Origin of the sequence: Ligilactobacillus equi DSM 15833 = JCM 10991, from assembly GCF_001435735.1 — a bacterium.
Taxonomy (GTDB): domain Bacteria; phylum Bacillota; class Bacilli; order Lactobacillales; family Lactobacillaceae; genus Ligilactobacillus; species Ligilactobacillus equi.
Window position 1 is genome coordinate 41,056 of sequence record NZ_AZFH01000037.1, and the last position, 20,852, is coordinate 61,907.

Sequence of the window (20,852 nt, forward strand, 5' to 3'; positions counted from 1 at the left end):
GAGATAGGATATTGATCCTATCTCTTTTTTGGCGCTATTTTTCTGCAGGAGTATCGATGAATTTTTGGACTAGGGCTACGAATAACCAACCCGCGATGGCTGGAATCAACGCGCTAATGCCCATAGTAAAGTGTTCACCCGTTAAAGATGATACTAAGAAACCTAAGACTTCACCATAAATAGCACCCCAAAACATTGCTGTTAAATGTTTCATGAAAATCCACCTCTTTTAAATACAATTAGTAGTTTAGCATAAAAAAGGACGGATTGCATTAGGTAGAGGTGCGGTTTTACAAAAAAATATTTTTTTCAAAAACAATTTCGTATATTTTAAACTAAAATTTTCGAAATATATTGTTGGAAATTTACGCATAAGTTATTTATTAACGACAATGAAAGTTGATTTATCGCCACCTTATAACATGTACATGCAAAAACAAGGTTATAAAAATTTTATATATCACCAAGAGTTTGCTTTTACCAAACATGTATAGTCAAGTTTGAGGGAGTCTGGGGTGTTGTGCTTTTTCGAAGTCGTGTTATTATACGTGTATAAACATGTTCGGACTAAAAATAATAACAAATGGAGATTATGAAAATGAAAGTGAATAAAAAATCAATTGTAACCGGAGCATCACTTGCCGTATTAGTTAGTGGATCAGTTATTGCAGCTCCTCAAATTCAAGCTGACGATATCAACAATAACCAAACAAGCAATGAATTTAACTCATACATGTCAAGTCAAGTTAATGAAGATTTAAATCAAGCTAATAATAAAGTATCAACTCTCGAAAATAGTGTATATACAAATTCCGAGAATGTTAGTCAAAAGCAAGCAGCTTCTCAAGCTGCTACCCAAAATGTTGAAGAAGCTCAAGCTCAAGTCGTAGCCTCCCAAGTCTTGGTTAACGAAGCTCAAGCCAACACTGCAAAAGTTCAAGCTGATTATTCTCAGAGTCAAACTGAATTAGCACAAATGCAAGCTCAAGCAGAGGCTACTCAAGCCGCCTTCGATGACGCCTCCCAAGCACAGGTTGCAGCTCAAAAGCAAGTTGACGTAGCTAATTCCCACTTACAAGCTATTCAAGCCCAAATTGACGCTAATAATAATAAAATTGCTGATTTACAAGGTAAAGTAGATTTAGAACACTTACAGGCTAATGTTGCCCAAGCTCAACAAGTTGCAACTAATCAAGAAGAAAAATTAGCGCAAGCTCAGGCTGTAAAAGCGGATATTGAAGCGACTCAAAAAGAAATGGCTCAAGCGACTCAAAACTTAGCCACTGCTCAAACTCAAAAAGATGTTGCTCAAAAACAAGTTGCCAGTTTAAAAGACCAAATTAATATGGCTAATACGACCATTGTTAACGCGCGGAAAGCTGATCAAATTTTAGTTCAAGCCCAAAGTGCCTTGGCTCAAAATCAAACTGATGTGGTTAAAGCTCAAACAGCTCAAATTAAAGCGGAAACTAAGGTTAAAAGTTTACAAGACGCGGTGACTGTTGCTCAAGCTCAAGTTAATGATCTAACAGTAGCTAAAGCAAGTTTAAATGCTGATTTAACTAAGGCTAATGCTAATTTACAAAGTACTTTGAAGTTATTAAACGATGCAAGTGCTGCGGTGTTGGCTGATGATACTGAAATTAAAATAAGCAACCAATTTGTAGCAGCCTTGAAGAATTACGCTCACGGTCAAGGGGTAACTTCTGAGCAATTAACAACCTTAGGCGAAAAAGAATACAACAATAATTTATTTATTGATAGTGAAGTAGATAAGACTATTGTTTTTGATAGTTACAATGATATCTCTGAAGACTACATGTTGTACTTGAACGAATATACTTTAGTTTTAATTAATAACATGCGACGTCAATTTGGAATGCCTGACCTTAAATTAAGTAACGGTTCAATCAAGGTGGCTAATGAAGTTGCTAAGGCTTACGATGCTGACGGTTGGTCACTTTACACTTACCGGGCTCACGATGTTAAACGGTTAAACGAAGTTGGGAAAGCTAACCATGTAGGCGTGGGAGAAAATATTAGTGCTGGATACTTACGTAAAGGTCAAATTAGCTTAAACGATCTGAAGCGCGGAATTTATCGGACGATTATTAGCATGATGTTTAATGACGCTCATGTTTCTTGGGGACACGCTACAAACTTTGTGACTTATGCAGGCTATGAATATGTTGGTTTAAGTATCGACTCTATGGGGCAAATTCACTACAACTTTGAAGCTTATATTAAAGATGGCTTTGACTGTAGTCCAGTTAGAAAGTCAAATGTCAACCGAAGTAACTTTGTTAACCAAACAGCACGTTACCAAAAGGTGGAAACCAACTACAAGCAAGCTCAAAGTGAAGTCACAAATCTTAAGAACCAAGTGGCTAATAAGCAAAGCCAGGTAAACCAAGCCCAAAAGCAAGTTAATAACTTACAAAGTCAACTAAAACAAGCTCAAAAAGACTTGACAGCCGCTAAGACAAAGATGAGTCAAGTGCAAAATCAACAAGCGCAAGCTCAAACTAAGCTTCAAAAGGCGCAAACATCAGCCAACCAAGCTCAAGTAATTATTAAGAACACATCTGCTAAGTTAGTAAACTTAAAAGCAGAACTAAAAGCAGCGCAAGTAACTTTAGATACTAAGCAAAAGGCGTTAGCTGTGGCTCAAGTAGCTCAAAAGCAAGCTGCTACTAACTTAACACAAAAAATTGGTAGTTCAAATCAATTAAGTCAAGCTAAATTATTAACATTGGCTGCACAAGCTCAAAGACAAGCGACGCAAGCTGTCCAAGTGGCTAAGCAGGCCGTCCAAGTAGCTCAAAAGCAAGTTGCTACAGTTCAAGCTGATTATCAAGTTGCAGCAGCTGTGCAAGGTCAAAACCAAGCAGCTTTGGTGGCGGCCCAAGCTCAAGTGAGTGAATTACAAAACCAAATTAGTAGCGCTCAAGCTGATTTAAAAGCTAAGCAAACACAATTAGTTCAAGCAACAAAGACGTTAAATGCTACTCAAGTAGCCCTTAAACAAAGTCAAAAGCAAGTAACAGCGAAAAAAGAGCAAATTGTAAAGTTGCAAAACCAATTAGCTACTTACCAAGCAGCTCCAGCACAATTGAAGCAAGCCCAAGCTAACCTAGTTGCTGCTCAAAAAGCGCAAGCTACTGCTCAAGCAGAATTGACTCTTGCCCAAGAAGTTTTAGCCAGCCAACAAGCTGACTTAGAAGTGGCTCAAACTAAATTAACTAAGATTCAAACTGCTCACCAAGCGTTATTGGCTATTAAAGAAGTTGAAATGAAGTTAGCTCAATCTAATGGTCGTATCTTAGTGGCCTCCGCTTACAAGGAGCCGGTAGCTAATACTACTGACACAACAGCAGTTGAAAATACCGCAGATTTGGTAGCAGAAAATACAGATCACGTAACTGTTGCATCGACTGCAACGGATTTAGGACCAACAGTGGCGCCAACATCTGTAGCTGAATCAGTAGTATCGACTCCTAATGGTAGTGTAGCTTCTGCGTATAAGCCTGTTTCAGCTACTTACCACGTAAGCAACACTATCCAAGCAAGCGCCAATGTTCCAATGGTAAGTAAGTCTGTCAATTTTAAGGAAAGTGTTAATCAAAACACTGTTAAAGTAGTGGATTCATCAGTTGAGTCAACTAACCAAGCAACTAACCAAGCGCAAACAGTTGCCTTAAAGCAAGCAGATGACCAAATGTCCGTTGAGAAAGCTCCAGTGAAGTTAGCTAAAACTGTGAATAGTCAAGCAGATCAAGTGGCTGGTGGGGCTATTAACAAAATTTTACTCGGAGTAACGACTGTCTTGGCTACTTTAGGCGCAGGGGTTACTTTTAAGAAAAGCCGGAAAGGCTAGTATTTTTTGGCCCTAAAAACTTGTATATACTTCGATTGGAAGTTGTATATCCTTTTTAATGTAGTGCAAAAAGCGCTACATTTTTTTATTAGTTCTTTAGATTGTTGAGTACGCGAATGCGTGTGAAATGATTTCTAGAGCTTTTGAGGGAATAATTATCCAAAAAGCTAGAATTATGGTAGAATAAAGAAGAATACTAGGATAAATAGGAGGGATTGTTTTGGCCGCAGAAGAAATGGTTGAAAAAGAATTTCACCTGGAAAAGCCTAACTTAGTGTTGGCTTTGTGTGGAGTGAATGATGGCAATCTCAAATTAATCGAAGAAGAAAGTGATGTAAGTTTAAACCCTTTTGGTACTAAAATTAAGATTGAGGGGTCCAAAGAAAATGTGTCCATGGTTTTGGAAGTTTTACGTCAATTAGAGAATTTACTCCTACAAGGGGTGAGCTTGTCAGAAGCTGATGTGGTTTCGGCTATGAATATGGCGCAACGAGGAACTTTGGAGTACTTCCAAGATCTATATAGTGATGTTTTATTAAAAGATAATCACGGCCACGCGATTCGGGTTAAAAATTACAGTCAACGACAATACGTTCAAATGGTCCGTCACAATGATTTGACCTTTGGTATTGGTCCAGCAGGGACTGGAAAGACTTACCTCGCAGTCGTTATGGCTGTGGCTGCCTTAAAACGTAAGGAGGTTGATCGACTGATTTTAACTCGTCCAGCCGTAGAAGCAGGGGAATCATTAGGCTTTTTACCCGGTGATTTGAAAGAAAAAGTTGATCCTTATTTACGTCCGATTTATGATGCTTTAAATTCAATCTTGGGAGCCCAACATACCGAACGTCTAATTGAAAGGGGCATTATTGAAATTGCACCTTTAGCTTACATGCGGGGGCGAACTTTAGATAAAGCTTTCGTGATTTTAGATGAAGCGCAAAACACTACCCGGGCGCAAATGAAGATGTTCTTAACGCGGTTAGGTTTTGGCTCGAAGATGGTGGTTAATGGTGATGAAACCCAGATTGACTTACCCAAAGGTCACAGCCAATCGGGCTTAGTTGATGCCAAACGAGTTTTGCAAGGAGTTAAAAAGATTGGTTTTGTCGAATTTGATGCCAAAGACGTGGTCCGTCATCCGGTAGTTTCGGCAATTATTTCTGCCTACGATCGGCCCCAAGAGCAAGAAGAAAGTAAAAAAACAGAAGTTCCAATGAAAGAGGAAGATTAAGTACATGGATTTAGAAATTTATGATGAAACAAAAACCGTACCTCAAGCTAAATTAGATATGGTGGCTGATTTGATTGAGTTTGCTGGAAATTTTATTAAGTTACCTTCCGAGACTGAAATGTCAGTTACTTTAATGGATAATGAAGCAATCCATCAAATTAATAAGGAATATCGTGGGGTTGATAAACCGACGGATGTCATTTCCTTTGCAATTGAAGAAGATAATCCCGATGAAATGGAGATTATCATACCAGAAGATGCTGATTTTAAAATGCCTAAAAACATCGGTGATATCATGATTTCTATGGATAAAGTCAAAGAACAAGCAGAGTATCTCGGCCACTCTGAAGAACGAGAATTAGGTTTTTTAGTGGTGCATGGCTTTTTACATTTAAATGGTTATGATCATATGCGGGCGGCTGATGAAAAGGAAATGTTTGGCTTACAAAAGGAAATCTTAGATGCCTATGGACTTAAAAGAGACTAAAAAAGAAATCATCAAAAAGCCTGAAAATGTTAGTGGTTGGAAGAATCGTCACTTTTTCCATTCACTAGGATTTGCTATTCTAGGTTTGGTGACTGCTTATCGAGAAGAACGAAATGTTCGTTTTCATGTGACGTCAATAATTTTAGTGGCCGTTTTAGGTTGGTGGTTTCACTTAATAACCATGGAGTGGCTTTGGTTGACAAGCGCCATCTTCGCAGTTTTATCCAGTGAAATCTGGAATTCGGCTTTAGAAAATGTCGTTGATTTAACGACCGGGATGGAACGGCATCCCCTCGCTAAAAAGGCCAAAGATATGGCTGCGGGTGCGGTCTTACTGGCGGCTATTTATGCCATGATTGTAGGTGCGATTATTTTTGTACCACATTTATGGCAGTTGTTAAGTTTATAAAATTAAAAAGAGGAAGGAATTAATACTTTGACAGATCAATTTCATTCAGGCTTTGTAGCGATTTTAGGACGACCTAATGTCGGCAAGTCAACATTTTTAAATCACGTTATTGGCCAAAAGATTGCCATTATGAGCGACAAGGCTCAAACGACTCGTAATAAGATTCAAGGAATTTATACAACGAATAGCTCCCAAATTGTCTTTATTGATACACCAGGGATTCATAAACCACAAAGTCGTTTAGGTGACTTTATGGTGGAATCAGCCTTGTCAACATTGAACGAAGTTGACGCTGTTTTGTTTATGGTGAATGCTACGCAAAAGCGGGGCAAGGGGGATGACTTCATTATTAATCGTCTCAAAAACGTCAAAAAGCCAATATATTTAGTTATTAATAAAATTGATCAAATTCATCCCAATAAATTATTAGAAATCATGGATGATTACAAGGATACCTTACCATACGCGGAAGTTTTTCCTATTTCAGCTTTACAAGGAAACAATGTTGAAGAATTATTACTTTCGCTTGAACAACATTTACCAGAAGGTCCGCAATTCTATCCTGAAGACATGATTACTGACCACCCTGAAAGATTTATTATGAGTGAATTAATCCGGGAAAAAATTTTGGAATTGACCCGTCAAGAGGTACCTCACTCTGTGGCTGTTTTAATTGAGGGAATCAATCGAGAAGATGAAGAAAAACTACATGTTCAAGCTTCAATTATTGTTGAAAGAAAGAGTCAAAAAGGAATTATCATTGGTAAAGGTGGCCAAATGTTGAAAAACATTGGGGTTAAAGCTCGCAAGGATATTGAACTCATGTTGGGAGATAGAATTTATCTTGAATTATGGGTCAAGGTCCAACCTAATTGGAAAGATCGTAAGGTCGACTTACAAGCATTTGGTTATAACGAAAACGAATACTAAATATGAGAAAAGAGGCTAGGAGAAAGGTCTCAAAGCTAAAAACGTTAGAAATTACGTTGCTAATAACGTTAATTTCTAGCGTTTTTTGATAGAAATTTTTTAAAATTTAATTGAAAATATAGTTTTTTCCCACTCTCTTTTGGTTGTTTGAATAAAAATAAGGAAAAAACTTTGTAAAATTCTTGTCAAAATTATGAAAGCGTTGTATCATATAGGTGTTAATAAAATTTATATTGGTTTATCTTCAGGGCAGGGTGTAACTCCCGACCGGCGGTGATAGTCCGCGAACCTTCGGGTTGATTTGGTGCAATTCCAAAACCGACAGTAAAGTCTGGATGAGAGAAGGTAGGATAGGAAGGTCCTATTTTCACAAATAGGACCTTTTCTTTATTCTAAGCATGAAGGTAATCTAAGAAAGGATGCTTAACCATGAGTAAACAAGCTACAACTGTTCGTCAATCAGTAATTATTGCCTGCTTAGCAGCAATTTCTTATCTACTGATGTTTTTCCACTTCCCAATCATTCCGATTGTCCCTTGGATGTCGATTGATTTCGCTGATGTGCCGATTTTATTAGGTTTCTTTGCCTTAGGGGGTTTCGGCGGGTCAATGATTGCTATTGTGAGGTCGGTTTTATATCTGGTAATTAAGGGATTAGCTTTACCATCAATCATTGGGGTCGGTAGCAACTTATTGGCGACATTTGCTTTATGCTTACCAATCTACTTCTTGTTAAAAGATAAACAGCCTAAACTTTTCGATTACTTCAGGGCAATTGCAGCTGGAACTGTTTCTTTAACTTTCTTCTTGTCCTTGGCTAATTGGACGGTGATTACTCCGGTTTACATGGCAGTTTTGGGTTTAAAGATTAATGTTCCTTTACCAACCTTAATTTTAACAGGGGTTGTGCCTTTTAACCTTATTAAAGGGATTTTAGTAGGGACGGTCTTTGCCCTAATTTATGTTAATTTATATCATTGGATTACCAAAAAACATCGGCAATTCTTATAGTATTAGAAAAGCATCTCTCAACCAAATTTGGTTTGAGAGATGTTTTTAATTTGGCTTAATTTATTGTAGAAGGACTTCATACATTTCATTGGTGTGACTATTTGTAAGTTCTGCATACAAGAGTAATATAAAAAGTCCCCGTAAGGACTTTTATTAGTTATTGAAAGCTTGATAATCTTTGAGTTGCCCTGTCAAGATGTAAGGCACTTGTTGAAGTTCAGCAATTGTCTGACAACCAAGTAGGAGCATAATGAGTTTGATTTCTTCTGTTAAACGATGAATTTCTTCTTCAAGACCGACTTCACCTTGTTTGAGTAAGACGTGCAGGAAGTGACCGGAAATTCCTACATTATCTGCGCCTAAAATTAAGGCTTTAACGATATCTTGGGCAGTCCGAATGCCACCGCTAGCAGTTAAGGACAATTTCTCTCGGTAAGGTTGAGCCAAAATCAGGCTTTGTGCTGTGGTTAAAGCTAAGTTATCCAGAAAGGCTAGTTCTTTTTGGGGGCGACGGAAGTTTTCAATCTGTACAAAAGAGGTACCGCCTTTACCAGCCAAGTCGACATACTTAACGCCTAGGTTAGCAAGTTTCAGTAAGGACCGTGGGCTCATACCAAAGCCAACCTCTTTAACTATTACGGGAACTAAAAGAGAATTAACTGCGGTTGCAATATTATCTTGCCAGAAAAAATCACGGTCGCCTTCAGGCATGGTTAATTCTTGGGCTGCATTAACATGAAGTTCTAAAATATCAGCTTGGATTTGGTCGACAGCTTTTTGGGCGTTTACGAGGGGGTGGTGAGCTCCTAAATTAGCTAACAATAGTCCATCAGGATTTAATTCCCGCACCCGAGTAAAAGAAGGTAAGCTTTCTTCAAATTTGAAAGTAATACTCTGGGAGCCGACAGCCATGGCCAAGCCGGTCTTAGCAGCGACGCGAGCAAAACTTTCATTGATTTTTTGAGCTTGGGGACTCCCGCCGGTAACCGCATTTAAAAAGAAAGGCCGGGTCATCTTTCTTCCAGCTAATCGACTGTCCAATTGGATATCAGCTAAAGCTAGTTCGGGTAAATTTTGGCTCAACGGTTGAACTTGGTCGAAGCCGTTGTCCTTAGCTTCGGCATAAAATTTTTCTGCTAGGGAAATGTGTTCATACTTACGATGCATATGTGGATCCATAAGTTACCTCCTCACGATTCTTGATCGAGTTTGAGCTGTAAGGGAATAATCCCATTTTTACGCCAAATTCGGCGAGTCCTGATAGCGTCATTTTGACTTTCAAAAAAAGCGAAGCCACAATCACCACCACCAGCTCCTGATGTTTTGGCAGCACCATTTCTTTCTAAAGCGAGTTCAATCAATTGATTTAAAGCCGGTGTTTCCAGTGTGAAGTGTCGTTTTTGAGCCATATCCAAGAGAAACTGGCGATTTTTAGCGAAACCGGGCCATAAGAGAGGATGTAAGCCGTTTTTAAAGGCTATAATTAAGGCTTCAACGACGGCTTGAGACTCTTTTAAGAATTCTGCTTGGTCTGCAGGTGATAGAGCTTTCTTTTTCAAAAGTTGACTTGTGTCTGCAACCTGATTAGTCCAACCAACTTCGAAAAAAAGTTCATGAGGCCAAGGTAGGTTTTCAATTTTTAAGTTAGGCCAGTCGGTAGCTAACAATTCTTTAATATTAAGGATTTGTCTCCTGGCTTGGAGCCATTGACGATCATAACTGTGGTAGCCAATCAGACCTCCGAAAGTTGAGGCCGCAATATCGCCACCAGAGCCCGAACCTTGAATTAAGAGATGACTTAGGGATGCAAGCTTAAAAATAGCTAATTTGGAGAGCTTTAGGTTATAAAAATCATTGAGAGCCTTGACAGTGGCAACGGTTACTGCTGCTGAAGATCCGAGTCCATATTTATGTCCGCTGACAGCGTCATTTAACTGGCTAGTGAAATGAAGCGTAAAATTTTTGCGGTTGGCCGGGGCAACTAATTGTTCCACCTGTTCTAAAGTAGTCATAATAAAGTCAAAGTGTCGGTCTTCTTTAAGAAAAAGAAGGTCACCGTTGGCTTTACGAGTGAATTTTTGGACCTTGCCCGGGTATTGATTAGAAGTGATAAATCCTTCGAGACTGGGCGTAATCTGGGCAGTGAGGTAGCGATCTACGGCCATGATGATGGCTGGTTGCCCCGGGTGAGTGACAGCGTATTCTCCAGCTAGGAAGAGCTTGCCTGGAACTTTAATCTTAGCCATGAAGATCACCTTCCAAGAATTTTACTCCTTGTCCTGGTCGAGCAAAGAGCAGATTTTCCGTTCCAAAAGCCGGTGCCAAATAGGCCTTGATAGTTGGTAAATCCTCTTCTTGACATAAGACTTTGACATTAGGGCCCGCGTCCATAGTATAGTAACATGACACTCCTTGGGCGCGAAGTTCCTCAATCATGGTTATTGCCCTGATAGTGCTAGCCTCAAAGTAAGAAAATGGTGGGCGCGCTGCTAAGTTTAGTGCGTGCATGCGTAAGGCGTTACTTTCCGAAATCTCTCCTAATTGAGTAAAATCACGGTTAGCGATGGCTTGTTTTAAAGCATCAATATCAGCTTGACTTTCTTTAACCCAGGCGGGGTAGTAAGGTGAAGTTTTTACGACATGTTGCATTCCTGCACGACTAGCGATTTTCTTGACCCCAGCATTTAGAATAATAGCGAGCATACCAATCTTCCAGTCTGTTTCTTCTTCAATTGGAACAGCCACTGAAGTGAGATCGTCGTGGCCTTCTTGCCACTCTACAAAACCACCGTAAATGGAGCGACTGGCCGAACCAGATCCGCGTCGCGCTAAGCGTGAAAGTTCGGGTCGGGTGAGCTCGAGACCGGCAGCTTTGCTAGCTGCCGCTGCCAAAGCTGCATAGGCAGAAGCCGAGGAAGCCAGTCCGGCTTGATTAGGTACGTGGTTAAAGGACTTAACGGCCGCAAAAGTTTTAATCCCAGCTTTTTGTCGTACTAAGTCTAAAAAAGGAGTTAACTTAGTGGCTGGTAAAGTTCGATTATCAAGTTCAAAGAGATCAGCAGTAAGACTGTCGTCAAAAGTGACTTGAGTATCGGTGTAAAAGTGATCTAGAGTTAAGGATAAAGAAGAGTTCATAGGGATAATGAGCTCTTCGTCTCTTTTGCCCCAATATTTAGCAAGGGCAATGTTGGTATGTGCACGGGCACTAGCGCTGTTTAACATCGAAAATTTCCTTTCTTAATTTAATTGGTTTAAAGCTTGAATCCAAATTTGGCGTACGCCAGCGGCTTTGAGCTGAACCGCTAAGTTTTTGGCACTCGCGTAGTCTGGTAAGAGGTTAATAAAGCAGCCTCCTCGACCACCGCCAGTTAATTTACTGCCAATTGAGCCGTTTTGACGGGCTATGGTAATGAGGTTATCGAGTGCTGGTAGACTAACACCAAGTTTTTGAAGTTCGTGATGGGCGGCGTCAAAGGCTTGACCTAGGGATTGAATCTGATTTTTGGCCAAAAACTCGCGACTTTTATAAGCCAATTGTCCGAGCTTTGTGAGAGTCGTTTGGCCTGCTTGGGGTGATTCTATCAGTTTTTTTTTGACAATTTGGATAGCTTGACTGGTTTGGCCTTTGATTCCACTATCACAAATTACCAAGTAGGCATTCATCTTAATCGGGATGGGCCGGGGTTTTTGTCCGCGAATGAGCCAAATTGGTTGGTTACTAGCTGCTGTAGCGGCGTCAAGTCCACTAGGATTTTTATGGGTGGCTTTTTCGGCGATATTGGCCAAGTCTAGGAGCTCGTCGTGGCTGAGCTGATCTTGGTAGAAATTAGTCAGGGCTTTGACCAAAGCTACGGCTACTGCTGCTGATGAACCCATACCTCTTTCGGCTGGCAATTGGCTAGTAAGTGTTAATTTAAATCCCGGACTGTTAGGATGAGCGGTAATTAGGTGCATAATGAGGTCTTTAAAGCCCTGCATTTGGGTTGGTAAATCGGCTACCGCGCCGGAATAGTAGTCACTTTCTAAGAGAAATTGTTGGCAAGGTAAAGTTGTGACTGTAACTTGAGTTTGGACGGTCAGTAAGGGTAGGGCGATAGCAGGTTGGCCGTAAACAACGGCATGTTCCCCCATTAAGATGATCTTAGCATGACTAGTACCACGGGCACCCGAAATGACTGGATACATAGAAATTTTCCTTTCAAAAATTTATTTTTATGCTTAAAAATTGTAATCAAATTAATTATACAAAGAAAGTCTTGGAACGACAAGCTAAAGCAATCCTTACCTAAATGTGGTAAAATAAATACAGATTACACACTAGAAAGTAGTGAGCATGGTGAACAACCAAACAACTTATGCTGTCGTAGATTTAGAAACGACGGGGACCAGTCTTGATGGTCAAAACCGGATTATTCAATTTTCCTGTGTGTTAATGCAGGCAGGCGAAGTAGTCAATACTTTTGATACCTTAGTGAATCCTTTATGTCCGGTAAGTGAGGAAGTCCAAAATTTAACAGGTATCAAGCAAGCTGATTTAAAACAAGCTCCCACCTTCGAAGAAGTGGCTGGCAGTATATATGCTTTTTTACAAGAGACGGTCTTTGTCGCGCACAATATCCAATTTGATTATCGTTTTTTGAATTATGAACTCGAAAGAGTAGGATATCCATCTTTAGATTTACCAGGTTTAGATACGGTTCAATTAGCCCAGATTGTTTACCCCAAATTTATTTCATATCGCTTGGAAGATTTAAGTCGTACGCTCAAACTTGCACACCAACCGCATCGGGCTGATAGTGATGCCTTGGTGACGGCGCAAATTTTAACTAAAATTCTTCAAAAAGTAGCAACTTTACCGCAAGCAACGCTTAAGCAATTGGCATTCTTAGGGCAAAGTCTAGTTTATGAAACCGGGCGAGTCTTTCAAATAGCGGCGCGCCAGAAACAAAGCGAAAGTTTGGCTAATGAATGGGTTTTGGTGCAAGATATCGTGATTAGACGTCCCCAAAGCCAGACTGCTACTAGTCAAGGAGCTACTTATCCGCAAAGTGACCAGGAAAAAGTTGCTTTTTTCAAAAATAAGCTAACCTTACGGAAGAAGCAGGGAGCCATGATGGATGATTTACAGACCTTTTTTAAACAAAAAAAAAGTCGCGAAATGCTCCTGCAAGCACCGACCGGTTCAGGAAAAACGGTGGCCTATCTTTTACCTGCTAGTTTCCAGGCTTTAGCTGGTAAGAAGGTAGTTTTAGCAACATCAACCATGACTTTAGCTAAACAATTAGGAGAAGAATACCAGACAAAGGTGGCGCCACTATTTGATATCCCACCACAATTGGTTGAAAGTAAGGCTAAAAGCCATTTTCTAAGTTTGAAAGATTTTTGGTCAAGCTTAAAAATTCCTCAAAATGAACATGTTCGACTTTTGCAGATGAAAATCTTGGTGTGGCTCTTAGAGACTCAAACCGGAGATTTGGATGAATTACATCTAAATCAAGAACCTTACCTTGATAGTATGGCGGCTAGTGATTATCTCAAAAATGACGATATTTTTTATCCGTATGACTTTTGGCAAAGACAAACAACCCGTATTAAGCAAGCTCAAATGGTGGTGACCACCCATGCCAACTTGGTTAGTCATGCGGCAGAACTCAGCAGTGGTCAAGCTGTGCTGGTTGTCGATGAAGCTCATCACTTGGTGCAAGCAGCTATTAAGAGTAATCAAGAGGTTTTAGACTTTGATGCCATTAAGATTCTATCCGACAAAATTGCGGTTAAGATGCAATCGCATGTCAGCGTTTCTTTTTATGATTTGATTAACCAGCTTTTATTAAGTAAACAACAATTTAGTGAATTGTTACGTGCATTACGGGTGATTGACCATGAAATTATCGCCATACGAACCTTATTTATGGCTTATCTAATGCCAAAAAAACATCAGAAATTTGGGATTACCGAGGTCAGAGTAGAAAATTCCAAGTTACGGGGACTAATTAAAGCCAATATTGCAGATTTTCAACGGATTTACAAGGCTCAAGCAGAATTTAGCCGTTTAAATCAAAGTCTCAAGACTCGGATGTTAGCGGCACAAAATCTCGGAGGACTGAGCCAAAGTCATGCTGATTTACTGCAAGATTATTTTCACTTGGTAAGTCAATTAGAACAAGCTATGATTTTGTACCAAAAGTTAGTCTTAGAAAAAGTTGAACAGCTCCAAAATCCAGAAATTTTTTGGTTAAGCTTTGTTTATGGGCAAGAAAATGCCCACTTACGTCTTCATTTTGGTTTATTAAGTGGACGTGATTACTTGCAAAAACAAGTTTACCGTCATTTTAATAAGGTTGCTTTTGTAGGGGCTGGGATTTTTACCCGTGCTACGAAAGCTTATGTTTTGGATCAGTTAGATCTTAACCCCGGTTTACAAGAACAAAGTTATGAGGAAGCTTTTGACTATCGAAATCAAGCTCAAGCTTTCTTAGTTAACGATGGTCCAGATTTTACGCGGATTGAAGAAAGCCAATATGTAGAGTACCAAGCGCAAATGTTGGCGCAAATACTTCGTGATACCAAGCGTCAAACCTTAGTTTTGTTCAATTCTTTGAATAGTATTGCTCAAGTTTACGAAAAACTAGCACACATGGGTTTGACCAAAGAAAGGGTGATTTATGCTCAAGGTGTAACTGGTGGCCCCAAGAAATTAGCTAAGCGTTTTCGTCTTGATCAGGATAAGAAAGCCGTGTTGCTAGGGACGGGGACCTTCTTTGAAGGAATTAATTTACCCAATGAGCAACTAGAGCTCTTGATTATTGCTCGTTTGCCTTTTCAGGTACCAGATTCCTTTATTAATACGGTGCGTTATCAAAGAGTGCAAATGCAAGGTAAAAATCCTTTTAGCCAAATTTCCTTACCTGAGGCGATTTTACGTTTTCAGCAAGGTTTTGGACGTTTAGTCCGTTCGGAAGATGATTGGGGGGCTTTAGTAGTTTTAGACAGTCGAGTGGTTACGAAAGGTTATGGTCAGCAGTTCCGTCATGCCTTACCATCGGCTTTACTACAAAAAGAATTTACTAGTCAAAAAATTAGTCAAGCAGTGAAAGAATTTTTTGAAAATCATCATTCTCATACAAAATAATGGTATAATCAAAGTGTTGTGAGAAAAAGTCACAAACAATAATAAGGATTGAGTGAACATTTATGCGCAGAACACGAAAAAGGGCAGTTAATTGGCGCAATTTAGGGTGGATTTTGACTTTGATTACTGTATTAGGTGCGATGCTATATATATATATCGCGGCCCAACTACCTTACTTTAATGCTAAAAGACAAGCTCAAAATGTTGCAGCCAAGTACGCCAAAATCACTAAGGTTGATGACTTTTATTGGTTTGAACGTGGTGACGATTACTATGCAATCAGTGGGCGTGACCAAAAGGGTGAGTCGTACTATGTTGTTATGGCAGTTAAGGACCGGAAAATTAGTAAAGTTAACATTTACTCCCAAAATAAGGGAATTTCTGTCCAGCAAGCCCGCCAGCTGGTAGCTAAAAATCGCCATCCGCAAAAGATTACCCAAGTTGCCTTAGGTATGTGGACGCAAAAGAAACACAAATTTCCGGTTTGGGAAGTTACTTACTATAACAAAAATCATCAACTGTGTTATGACGTAATTTCCTTCAAAGAAGGAACGGTTATTCAAACCATTCAAAATCTTTAGTGCTTCAAGAAAGGGTCGTGAATATGGTAGAATTTTCAAAACGAGCATTAAATATTACTCCCTCTGCAACTTTAAGCCTCTCAGCTAAGGCAAAAGAAATGCAAGCTCAGGGTTTAAAGGTCTTAAACTTGTCCATTGGGGAACCAGACTTTGAAACTCCAAATTTTATTAAGCAAGCTGCCATTCAGGCAATTACACAAGATAAAGCTAATTCTTATACTCCTGCTGCCGGGATTCCTGAATTAAGACAAGCTGTGGCTCAAAGAACTAATTTAGATTATGGTACTGATTACGTTGCCGAAAATGTAGTTATCACGACGGGAGGGAAGTTAGCCCTCTATGCCTTGGCCCAAGTTTTATTGAATCCCGGCGATGAAGTCTTGATTCCTCTGCCTTATTGGGTAAGTTATGGGGAACAAGTTAAATTGGCGGAAGCTAAGCCCGTTTTTGTCCAACCTTCTCAGAATTTGAAGGTCACAGTCGCAGATTTAGAAGCTAAGCGCACGGATCATACAAAACTATTAATTCTAAATACCCCTCAAAATCCGGCCGGTTTAATTTATAGTCGTGAGGAGTTAGAAGCGATTGGAAATTGGGCGGTGAACCATAAAATTCTCTTGCTAGCAGATGACATGTATGGCAAGTTAGTTTATAATGGTAATCGGTTCGTTTCTTTAGTTGAACTGTCAGCAGAGATTCAAGCAAATACAATTTTAGTTAACGGCTTATCCAAAGCTTATGCCATGACTGGTTGGCGGGTCGGTTATGTGGTGGCATCTCAGGAAGTAAGTGCTAAGCTTACAGCTTTTCTAGGACACGTAACAAGTAACATCACCGCCGCTAGCCAGTACGCAGCTTTGGCGGCGGTGACAGGTGACCAATCATGTGTGGAAGAAATGCGCAAAGAGTATGAAGCACGTTTGAATTTAATTTATCCAATGCTTGAAAATCTTGCCGGTTTTGAAGTCGGTCCGAAACCAGAAGGAGCGTTTTATCTTTTCCCTAATGTCAAAGGTGCGGTCGAAGCTTGTGGCTTTGACTCAACCAATGACTTTGTAGCAGCTTTATTGGCGGAACAACAAGTTGTTATTGTGCCAGGTGAAGCCTTTGGGATGGAAGATTGTGTGCGAATCTCATATGCAGCTGATCGGGCAACCTTAGAAGAAGCAATCAATCGGATTTACAAATTTATCCAAACACATCAACAATAATTTAGGAGGAAAGCTTTTGGAAACAATTAGCATTATCGACGCAAAAAACCACGTTAACGAAAAAGTAAAGATTGGCGTTTGGTTGACCAATAAGCGTTCAAGTGGGAAAATTGCCTTCTTGCAATTACGTGATGGCTCAGCCTTTTTCCAAGGAGTGGTGGTTAAGAATAAAGTTTCTGAAGAAGTCTTTCAATTAGCCAAAGAAGTAAAGCAAGAAACGAGTATGTATGTTACGGGAGAAATCCATGAAGATACCCGTTCACATTTCGGTTACGAAATTGCGATTGAAGATATCGAAGTGGTCGGGGAAAGTGAAGAATACCCAATTACCCCTAAGGAACATGGGACGGACTTCTTGATGGATCACCGTCACTTGTGGTTACGTTCTTCCAAGCAGTTTGCAATTATGAAAGTGCGTAACGAAATGATTCGGGCAACTTACGAATTTTTCGCCCAAGAAGGTTTCACGAAGTTAGATGCCCCTATCTTGACAGGTTCAGCTCCAGAAGGGACTTCAGAATTATTCCATACCGAATACTTTGATAGAGATGCGTACTTATCTCAGTCAGGACAATTATATGCTGAAGCCGGTGCCATGGCTTACGGAAAGGTATTCACTTTTGGCCCAACCTTCCGGGCTGAAAAATCAAAGACTCGGCGCCACTTAATTGAATTTTGGATGATTGAACCAGAAATGGCCTTCATGCACCAAGAGGAAAGTTTGGAAATTCAAGAAAAATACGTGGCTTTCTTGGTTCAAAACGTCTTAGATCACTGTGACTATGAATTAGATATCTTAGGTCGGGATAAGGAAACTTTACGTAAGTACACCCAATTACCATTCCCGCGGGTTTCTTATGATGAAGCGATTGAATTACTTCAAGCTTCAGGTGAATTTCCTGATACTAAGTGGGGCGATGACTTCGGTTCGCCAGAAGAAACTTACTTGGCCAACCACTTTGAAAAGCCGGTCTTTGTAGTTAACTACCCTAAGGCTATCAAACCATTCTACATGAAACCCCACCCAACCCGCGAAGATTTAGTAATTTGTGCCGATATGTTAGCTCCAGAAGGTTATGGAGAAATTATCGGGGGTTCTGAACGGGAAACTGATCCCGTGAAATTAGAAGCCGAAATTAAGAAAGCTGGCTTAGACTTGAAGGATTACGAATGGTACCTTGACTTACGTCGTTACGGTTCTGTACCACATTCAGGTTTTGGTTTGGGACTTGAACGGGCGGTAACTTGGATTACTGGTGAAAGCCACATCCGTGAAGCTATCCCATTCCCACGTTTGTTGAACCGGATTTACCCATAATTAAAAAGATTAAAAATAAGACTTCCAAATGGTGGTCTTATTTTTTTCTTGTTATAATGTTAGAGAAGAGATTAGGAGGGGAAAGAAGATGGAAGGATTCATGAAAGCCTATTTACAGGCCGGCCAAGTGGATGTTTCTGGTTTGGTGTTACGACATTACCGGACCCTAGGTATGACGGAAAGTGAGTTTATGCTGTATTTGCAAATGCAAAGTTATCTCCAAAGAGGAGAAAGTTTACCAGATTTAAATGTCATTGCTCAAATTATGCAACAAAAAATCGTTGATATTTATGGGATGGTCCAGAGTCTTTTGGACAAGAAATTATTGCAGATTGATCAAAAAACGGCTGCTGATGGTAAACGTAGCGATGTTTATAGTTTTGATTTATTGCTAGATAAATTAGCGGCCGTTTTAACGCAAAAAGAAGCTCAAGCTGAACAAGTCCAAGAGCAAATCCAAGCCGAAGATATTTATCGTGCCATTGAAAGTGAATTTGGCCGGGCGCTAACCCCGATGGAGATTGAAACAATCGCCATGTGGTTTAGTCAGGACCATTACCAACCAGCTATTGTTAAATTAGCACTGCGCGAAGCTGTGATGAATCAGGCACCTAGCCTGAAGTATATGGATAAAATTTTATTATCTTGGGAGAAACAAAATATTCGGACACCAGCTGACGTGCAAAAGTTACGCGACCAGCGTTATCAAAAACAAGCCTGGTCAGCTAGCAATCAAGCTAAGGGGACAGGGAAGAAAATCCCCCTGAAAAAGTGGACTCAAGATTAGGAAGGAAGGAAAAAGATGCTTGATGAAAAGGCGACTACTCAAGCTTTAGCGGTAATGGCTACGAAGTTTCCAAAGGTGGGATCAAGTTTAGTAGCAGATAGTGATTTTCATTTTTTACTAGCCGTAATCTTGAGTGCTCAAACAACAGATGCAGCAGTTAATCGGGTGACTCCGGCTTTATTTGCTGCTTACCCACAACCAGAAAATTTGATGCAAGCTCAACCAATTGAAGTTGAAAAGTACATCAGTACATTAGGCTTATACCACAATAAGGCTCGCTACTTAGTAGCTTGTGCCCGTGACTTAGTTAATAATTTTGCCAGTCAAGTTCCTCGAAATCATCGCGATTTACAAAGTCTAGCGGGAGTGGGGCGAAAAACGGCAGATGTTGTTTTGGCTGAGCGTTTTCATATTCCCGCTTTAGCTGTTGATACCCATGTGGAGCGGGTTTCCAAGCGTTTAGCTATGGTGGCAACTGATGCTAGCGTGTTACAAACTGAAAAGGTTTTAATGACTAAAATTCCTCAAGAAGAGTGGATTCACGCTCATCACCTGTTCATCACTTGGGGACGGCAAGTTTGTACAGCTCGTAATCCGGCTTGTGCAAGTTGCCCATTATTGGCAATGTGTCAGGAAGGAAAAAGAAGAATGAATGAGGTGAATGTTTGATGCGCCCGCTAGCTGCTGTATTAATTGTGAAGTATCAAGATCGGTTGCTCCTAGAAGTGCGGGCCCCGAATATCTCTCAACCTGGTGAAGTTTGTTTTCCGGGTGGAAAAGTTGAAGCTGGCGAATCCACCTTAGCGGCTGTAGTACGGGAAAGTTGTGAAGAGTTGGGTCTGTCTCCTCAGGATTTTGAAGTTAAGGTGCCTTTAATGCGTTTAACCCATCCGCGTCCCATTGAAGTTTATTTTACCGAAATTAGTATGGTTACTTATCATAAAATAAATCCTGCACCAGCCGAAGTTGAAGAAATATTTTGGTTACCTTTGTCCTGGTTAAAAGCTCATCCGGTAGAAATTTTTGACTTAGCCCAAACTAAAAATTTACCCACTACACTACAAGGTTACCTAAAAAATTATCCTCTTTTATCTGGTTATGTTAAAACTTGGGAGTACAAAGGACGGTTAATTTGGGGATTAACTGCGCAGATTATACAGAATTTTTTAAGAAATGAGGCCATAAAGTATGATAAAAGATAACTATCAAATGGTTAGAGAGTTTCACCAAATTTTTGATGATAGAATTAAGGAACGACCCACCCAATTGCCGAATCAAGAAGTGGCTTATCGTAGTGAATTCATGCTTGAAGAGTTATTAGAATTTTTAGTGGCAGATGCTCATGGAAAAAGCCAAATTAAAGCCAGATTTGTTGAGATTGAGGCAGCATTGAAACGAGCAGAAGAGAAAGTTTTAATGAAAAAACGTCCGTCATATCCGGATTTAGTGAAACAAAGTGATGCTTTAGGAGATTTAATTTATTTAGCTTATGGAACTTTTGCTTTAATGGGGATTGACCCGAAAGAAATTATTACAAGTATTCACCAAGCTAATCTAGAAAAGCTTTTTCCCGATGGTCGTCCCCACTATGATTCACGTACTAAAAAAGTACTTAAACCCGATAATTGGCATGGCCCGGAAAGTAAAATTCAAGCTACACTTGAAAAACAAAGGATATTAGATATGTAATTAAAACCAGCCAAGTATGCTTGTGAGTACTTGGCTGGTTTTTGATTTTATGATTATAAAGGTATCGGTACTATGCGAAGTTAGATACTTTATCACAGGGGCAAGAAGACTCCCGAACTTTGTTCGGGTAATGAATTGCCCCATATTTAGACCCGAAAGGGTCTTTTTTCGTTGAAGTAATTTAAT

General features: G+C 39.9%; 19 protein-coding genes and 1 riboswitch. Of the genes, 14 read left to right on the top strand and 5 right to left on the bottom strand.

The features are described from left to right. Positions 1-34 precede the first annotated feature (34 nt). A complete protein-coding gene (locus tag FC36_RS04715; protein WP_023860624.1) occupies positions 35-214 on the bottom strand; it encodes a DUF2929 family protein in 180 nt (59 codons plus the stop codon). Positions 215-598: 384 nt separating this feature from the next. Between FC36_RS04715 and FC36_RS04720 the strand changes: the two genes are divergently transcribed. From FC36_RS04720 to FC36_RS04745, 6 genes are all read left to right on the top strand, one after another. Continuing rightward, on the top strand, positions 599-3,877 hold the full coding sequence (locus tag FC36_RS04720) for an SEC10/PgrA surface exclusion domain-containing protein (protein WP_025020580.1): 3,279 nt from the start codon (positions 599-601) through the stop codon (positions 3,875-3,877). 220 nt (positions 3,878-4,097) lie between these two features. Beyond that, positions 4,098-5,111 (top strand): PhoH family protein, encoded by a 1,014-nt coding sequence (locus FC36_RS04725; RefSeq protein ID WP_056986740.1) that lies wholly within the window; start codon positions 4,098-4,100, stop codon positions 5,109-5,111. 4 nt (positions 5,112-5,115) lie between these two features. After that, the gene (ybeY, locus tag FC36_RS04730) at positions 5,116-5,598 is read left to right on the top strand and encodes an rRNA maturation RNase YbeY (RefSeq protein ID WP_023860627.1); all 483 of its coding nucleotides are present in this window, start codon (positions 5,116-5,118) and stop codon (positions 5,596-5,598) included. Then, positions 5,579-6,007 carry a diacylglycerol kinase family protein gene (locus FC36_RS04735; RefSeq protein ID WP_025020581.1) on the top strand — a complete coding sequence of 143 codons (429 nt, stop codon included), beginning with the start codon at positions 5,579-5,581 and terminating at the stop codon, positions 6,005-6,007. Before ybeY ends, FC36_RS04735 begins: the two co-directional genes overlap by 20 nt. Before the next feature lie 27 nt (positions 6,008-6,034). Continuing rightward, complete coding sequence (gene era / locus FC36_RS04740; RefSeq protein WP_025020582.1) at positions 6,035-6,937, top strand: GTPase Era; 903 nt, start codon at positions 6,035-6,037, stop codon at positions 6,935-6,937. A 236-nt stretch (positions 6,938-7,173) separates the two neighbouring features. Further along, positions 7,174-7,288, top strand: a riboswitch (FMN riboswitch). Between the two features lie 78 nt (positions 7,289-7,366). Continuing rightward, complete coding sequence (locus FC36_RS04745) at positions 7,367-7,948, top strand: ECF transporter S component (RefSeq protein WP_023860630.1); 582 nt, start codon at positions 7,367-7,369, stop codon at positions 7,946-7,948. A 153-nt stretch (positions 7,949-8,101) separates the two neighbouring features. On the opposite strand, the gene fni is transcribed toward FC36_RS04745, so the two are convergent. The 4 genes from fni to mvk are packed head-to-tail and all read right to left on the bottom strand — an operon-like array spanning position 8,102 to position 12,133. Next, positions 8,102-9,127 (bottom strand): type 2 isopentenyl-diphosphate Delta-isomerase, encoded by a 1,026-nt coding sequence (fni, locus tag FC36_RS04750; protein WP_025020583.1) that lies wholly within the window; start codon positions 9,125-9,127, stop codon positions 8,102-8,104. A gap of 11 nt (positions 9,128-9,138) precedes the next feature. Beyond that, on the bottom strand, positions 9,139-10,194 hold the full coding sequence (locus FC36_RS04755) for a phosphomevalonate kinase (protein ID WP_025020584.1): 1,056 nt from the start codon (positions 10,192-10,194) through the stop codon (positions 9,139-9,141). Beyond that, positions 10,187-11,170: a diphosphomevalonate decarboxylase gene (gene mvaD / locus FC36_RS04760; protein WP_025020585.1), complete on the bottom strand. Its 984-nt coding sequence runs from the start codon at positions 11,168-11,170 to the stop codon at positions 10,187-10,189. The genes FC36_RS04755 and mvaD overlap by 8 nt, the downstream gene beginning before the upstream one ends. A 15-nt stretch (positions 11,171-11,185) precedes the next feature. Further along, positions 11,186-12,133 (bottom strand): mevalonate kinase, encoded by a 948-nt coding sequence (gene mvk / locus FC36_RS04765; RefSeq protein ID WP_025020586.1) that lies wholly within the window; start codon positions 12,131-12,133, stop codon positions 11,186-11,188. A 148-nt stretch (positions 12,134-12,281) separates the two neighbouring features. On the opposite strand from mvk, the gene FC36_RS04770 reads away from it, so the two are divergent. From FC36_RS04770 to FC36_RS04805, 8 genes are all read left to right on the top strand, one after another. Then, entirely contained in the window at positions 12,282-15,080 is a 2,799-nt protein-coding gene (locus FC36_RS04770; protein ID WP_025020587.1) for a helicase C-terminal domain-containing protein, read from the top strand. A 62-nt stretch (positions 15,081-15,142) separates the two neighbouring features. After that, complete coding sequence (locus tag FC36_RS04775; RefSeq protein ID WP_023859020.1) at positions 15,143-15,661, top strand: cell wall elongation regulator TseB-like domain-containing protein; 519 nt, start codon at positions 15,143-15,145, stop codon at positions 15,659-15,661. 23 nt (positions 15,662-15,684) lie between these two features. Continuing rightward, positions 15,685-16,872 (top strand): pyridoxal phosphate-dependent aminotransferase, encoded by a 1,188-nt coding sequence (locus tag FC36_RS04780; protein WP_023859019.1) that lies wholly within the window; start codon positions 15,685-15,687, stop codon positions 16,870-16,872. 16 nt (positions 16,873-16,888) lie between these two features. Then, complete coding sequence (gene asnS, locus FC36_RS04785; protein WP_025020588.1) at positions 16,889-18,190, top strand: asparagine--tRNA ligase; 1,302 nt, start codon at positions 16,889-16,891, stop codon at positions 18,188-18,190. Positions 18,191-18,278: 88 nt separating this feature from the next. Then, positions 18,279-18,977 (top strand): DnaD domain-containing protein, encoded by a 699-nt coding sequence (locus FC36_RS04790; RefSeq protein ID WP_023859017.1) that lies wholly within the window; start codon positions 18,279-18,281, stop codon positions 18,975-18,977. A gap of 15 nt (positions 18,978-18,992) precedes the next feature. Next, the gene (gene nth / locus FC36_RS04795; RefSeq protein WP_023859016.1) at positions 18,993-19,646 is read left to right on the top strand and encodes an endonuclease III; all 654 of its coding nucleotides are present in this window, start codon (positions 18,993-18,995) and stop codon (positions 19,644-19,646) included. Then, positions 19,646-20,179 carry an NUDIX hydrolase gene (locus FC36_RS04800; protein WP_025020589.1) on the top strand — a complete coding sequence of 178 codons (534 nt, stop codon included), beginning with the start codon at positions 19,646-19,648 and terminating at the stop codon, positions 20,177-20,179. Before nth ends, FC36_RS04800 begins: the two co-directional genes overlap by 1 nt. Then, complete coding sequence (locus tag FC36_RS04805) at positions 20,166-20,666, top strand: pyrophosphohydrolase domain-containing protein (protein ID WP_025020590.1); 501 nt, start codon at positions 20,166-20,168, stop codon at positions 20,664-20,666. The genes FC36_RS04800 and FC36_RS04805 overlap by 14 nt, the downstream gene beginning before the upstream one ends. The last annotated feature ends 186 nt before the right edge of the window (positions 20,667-20,852 follow it).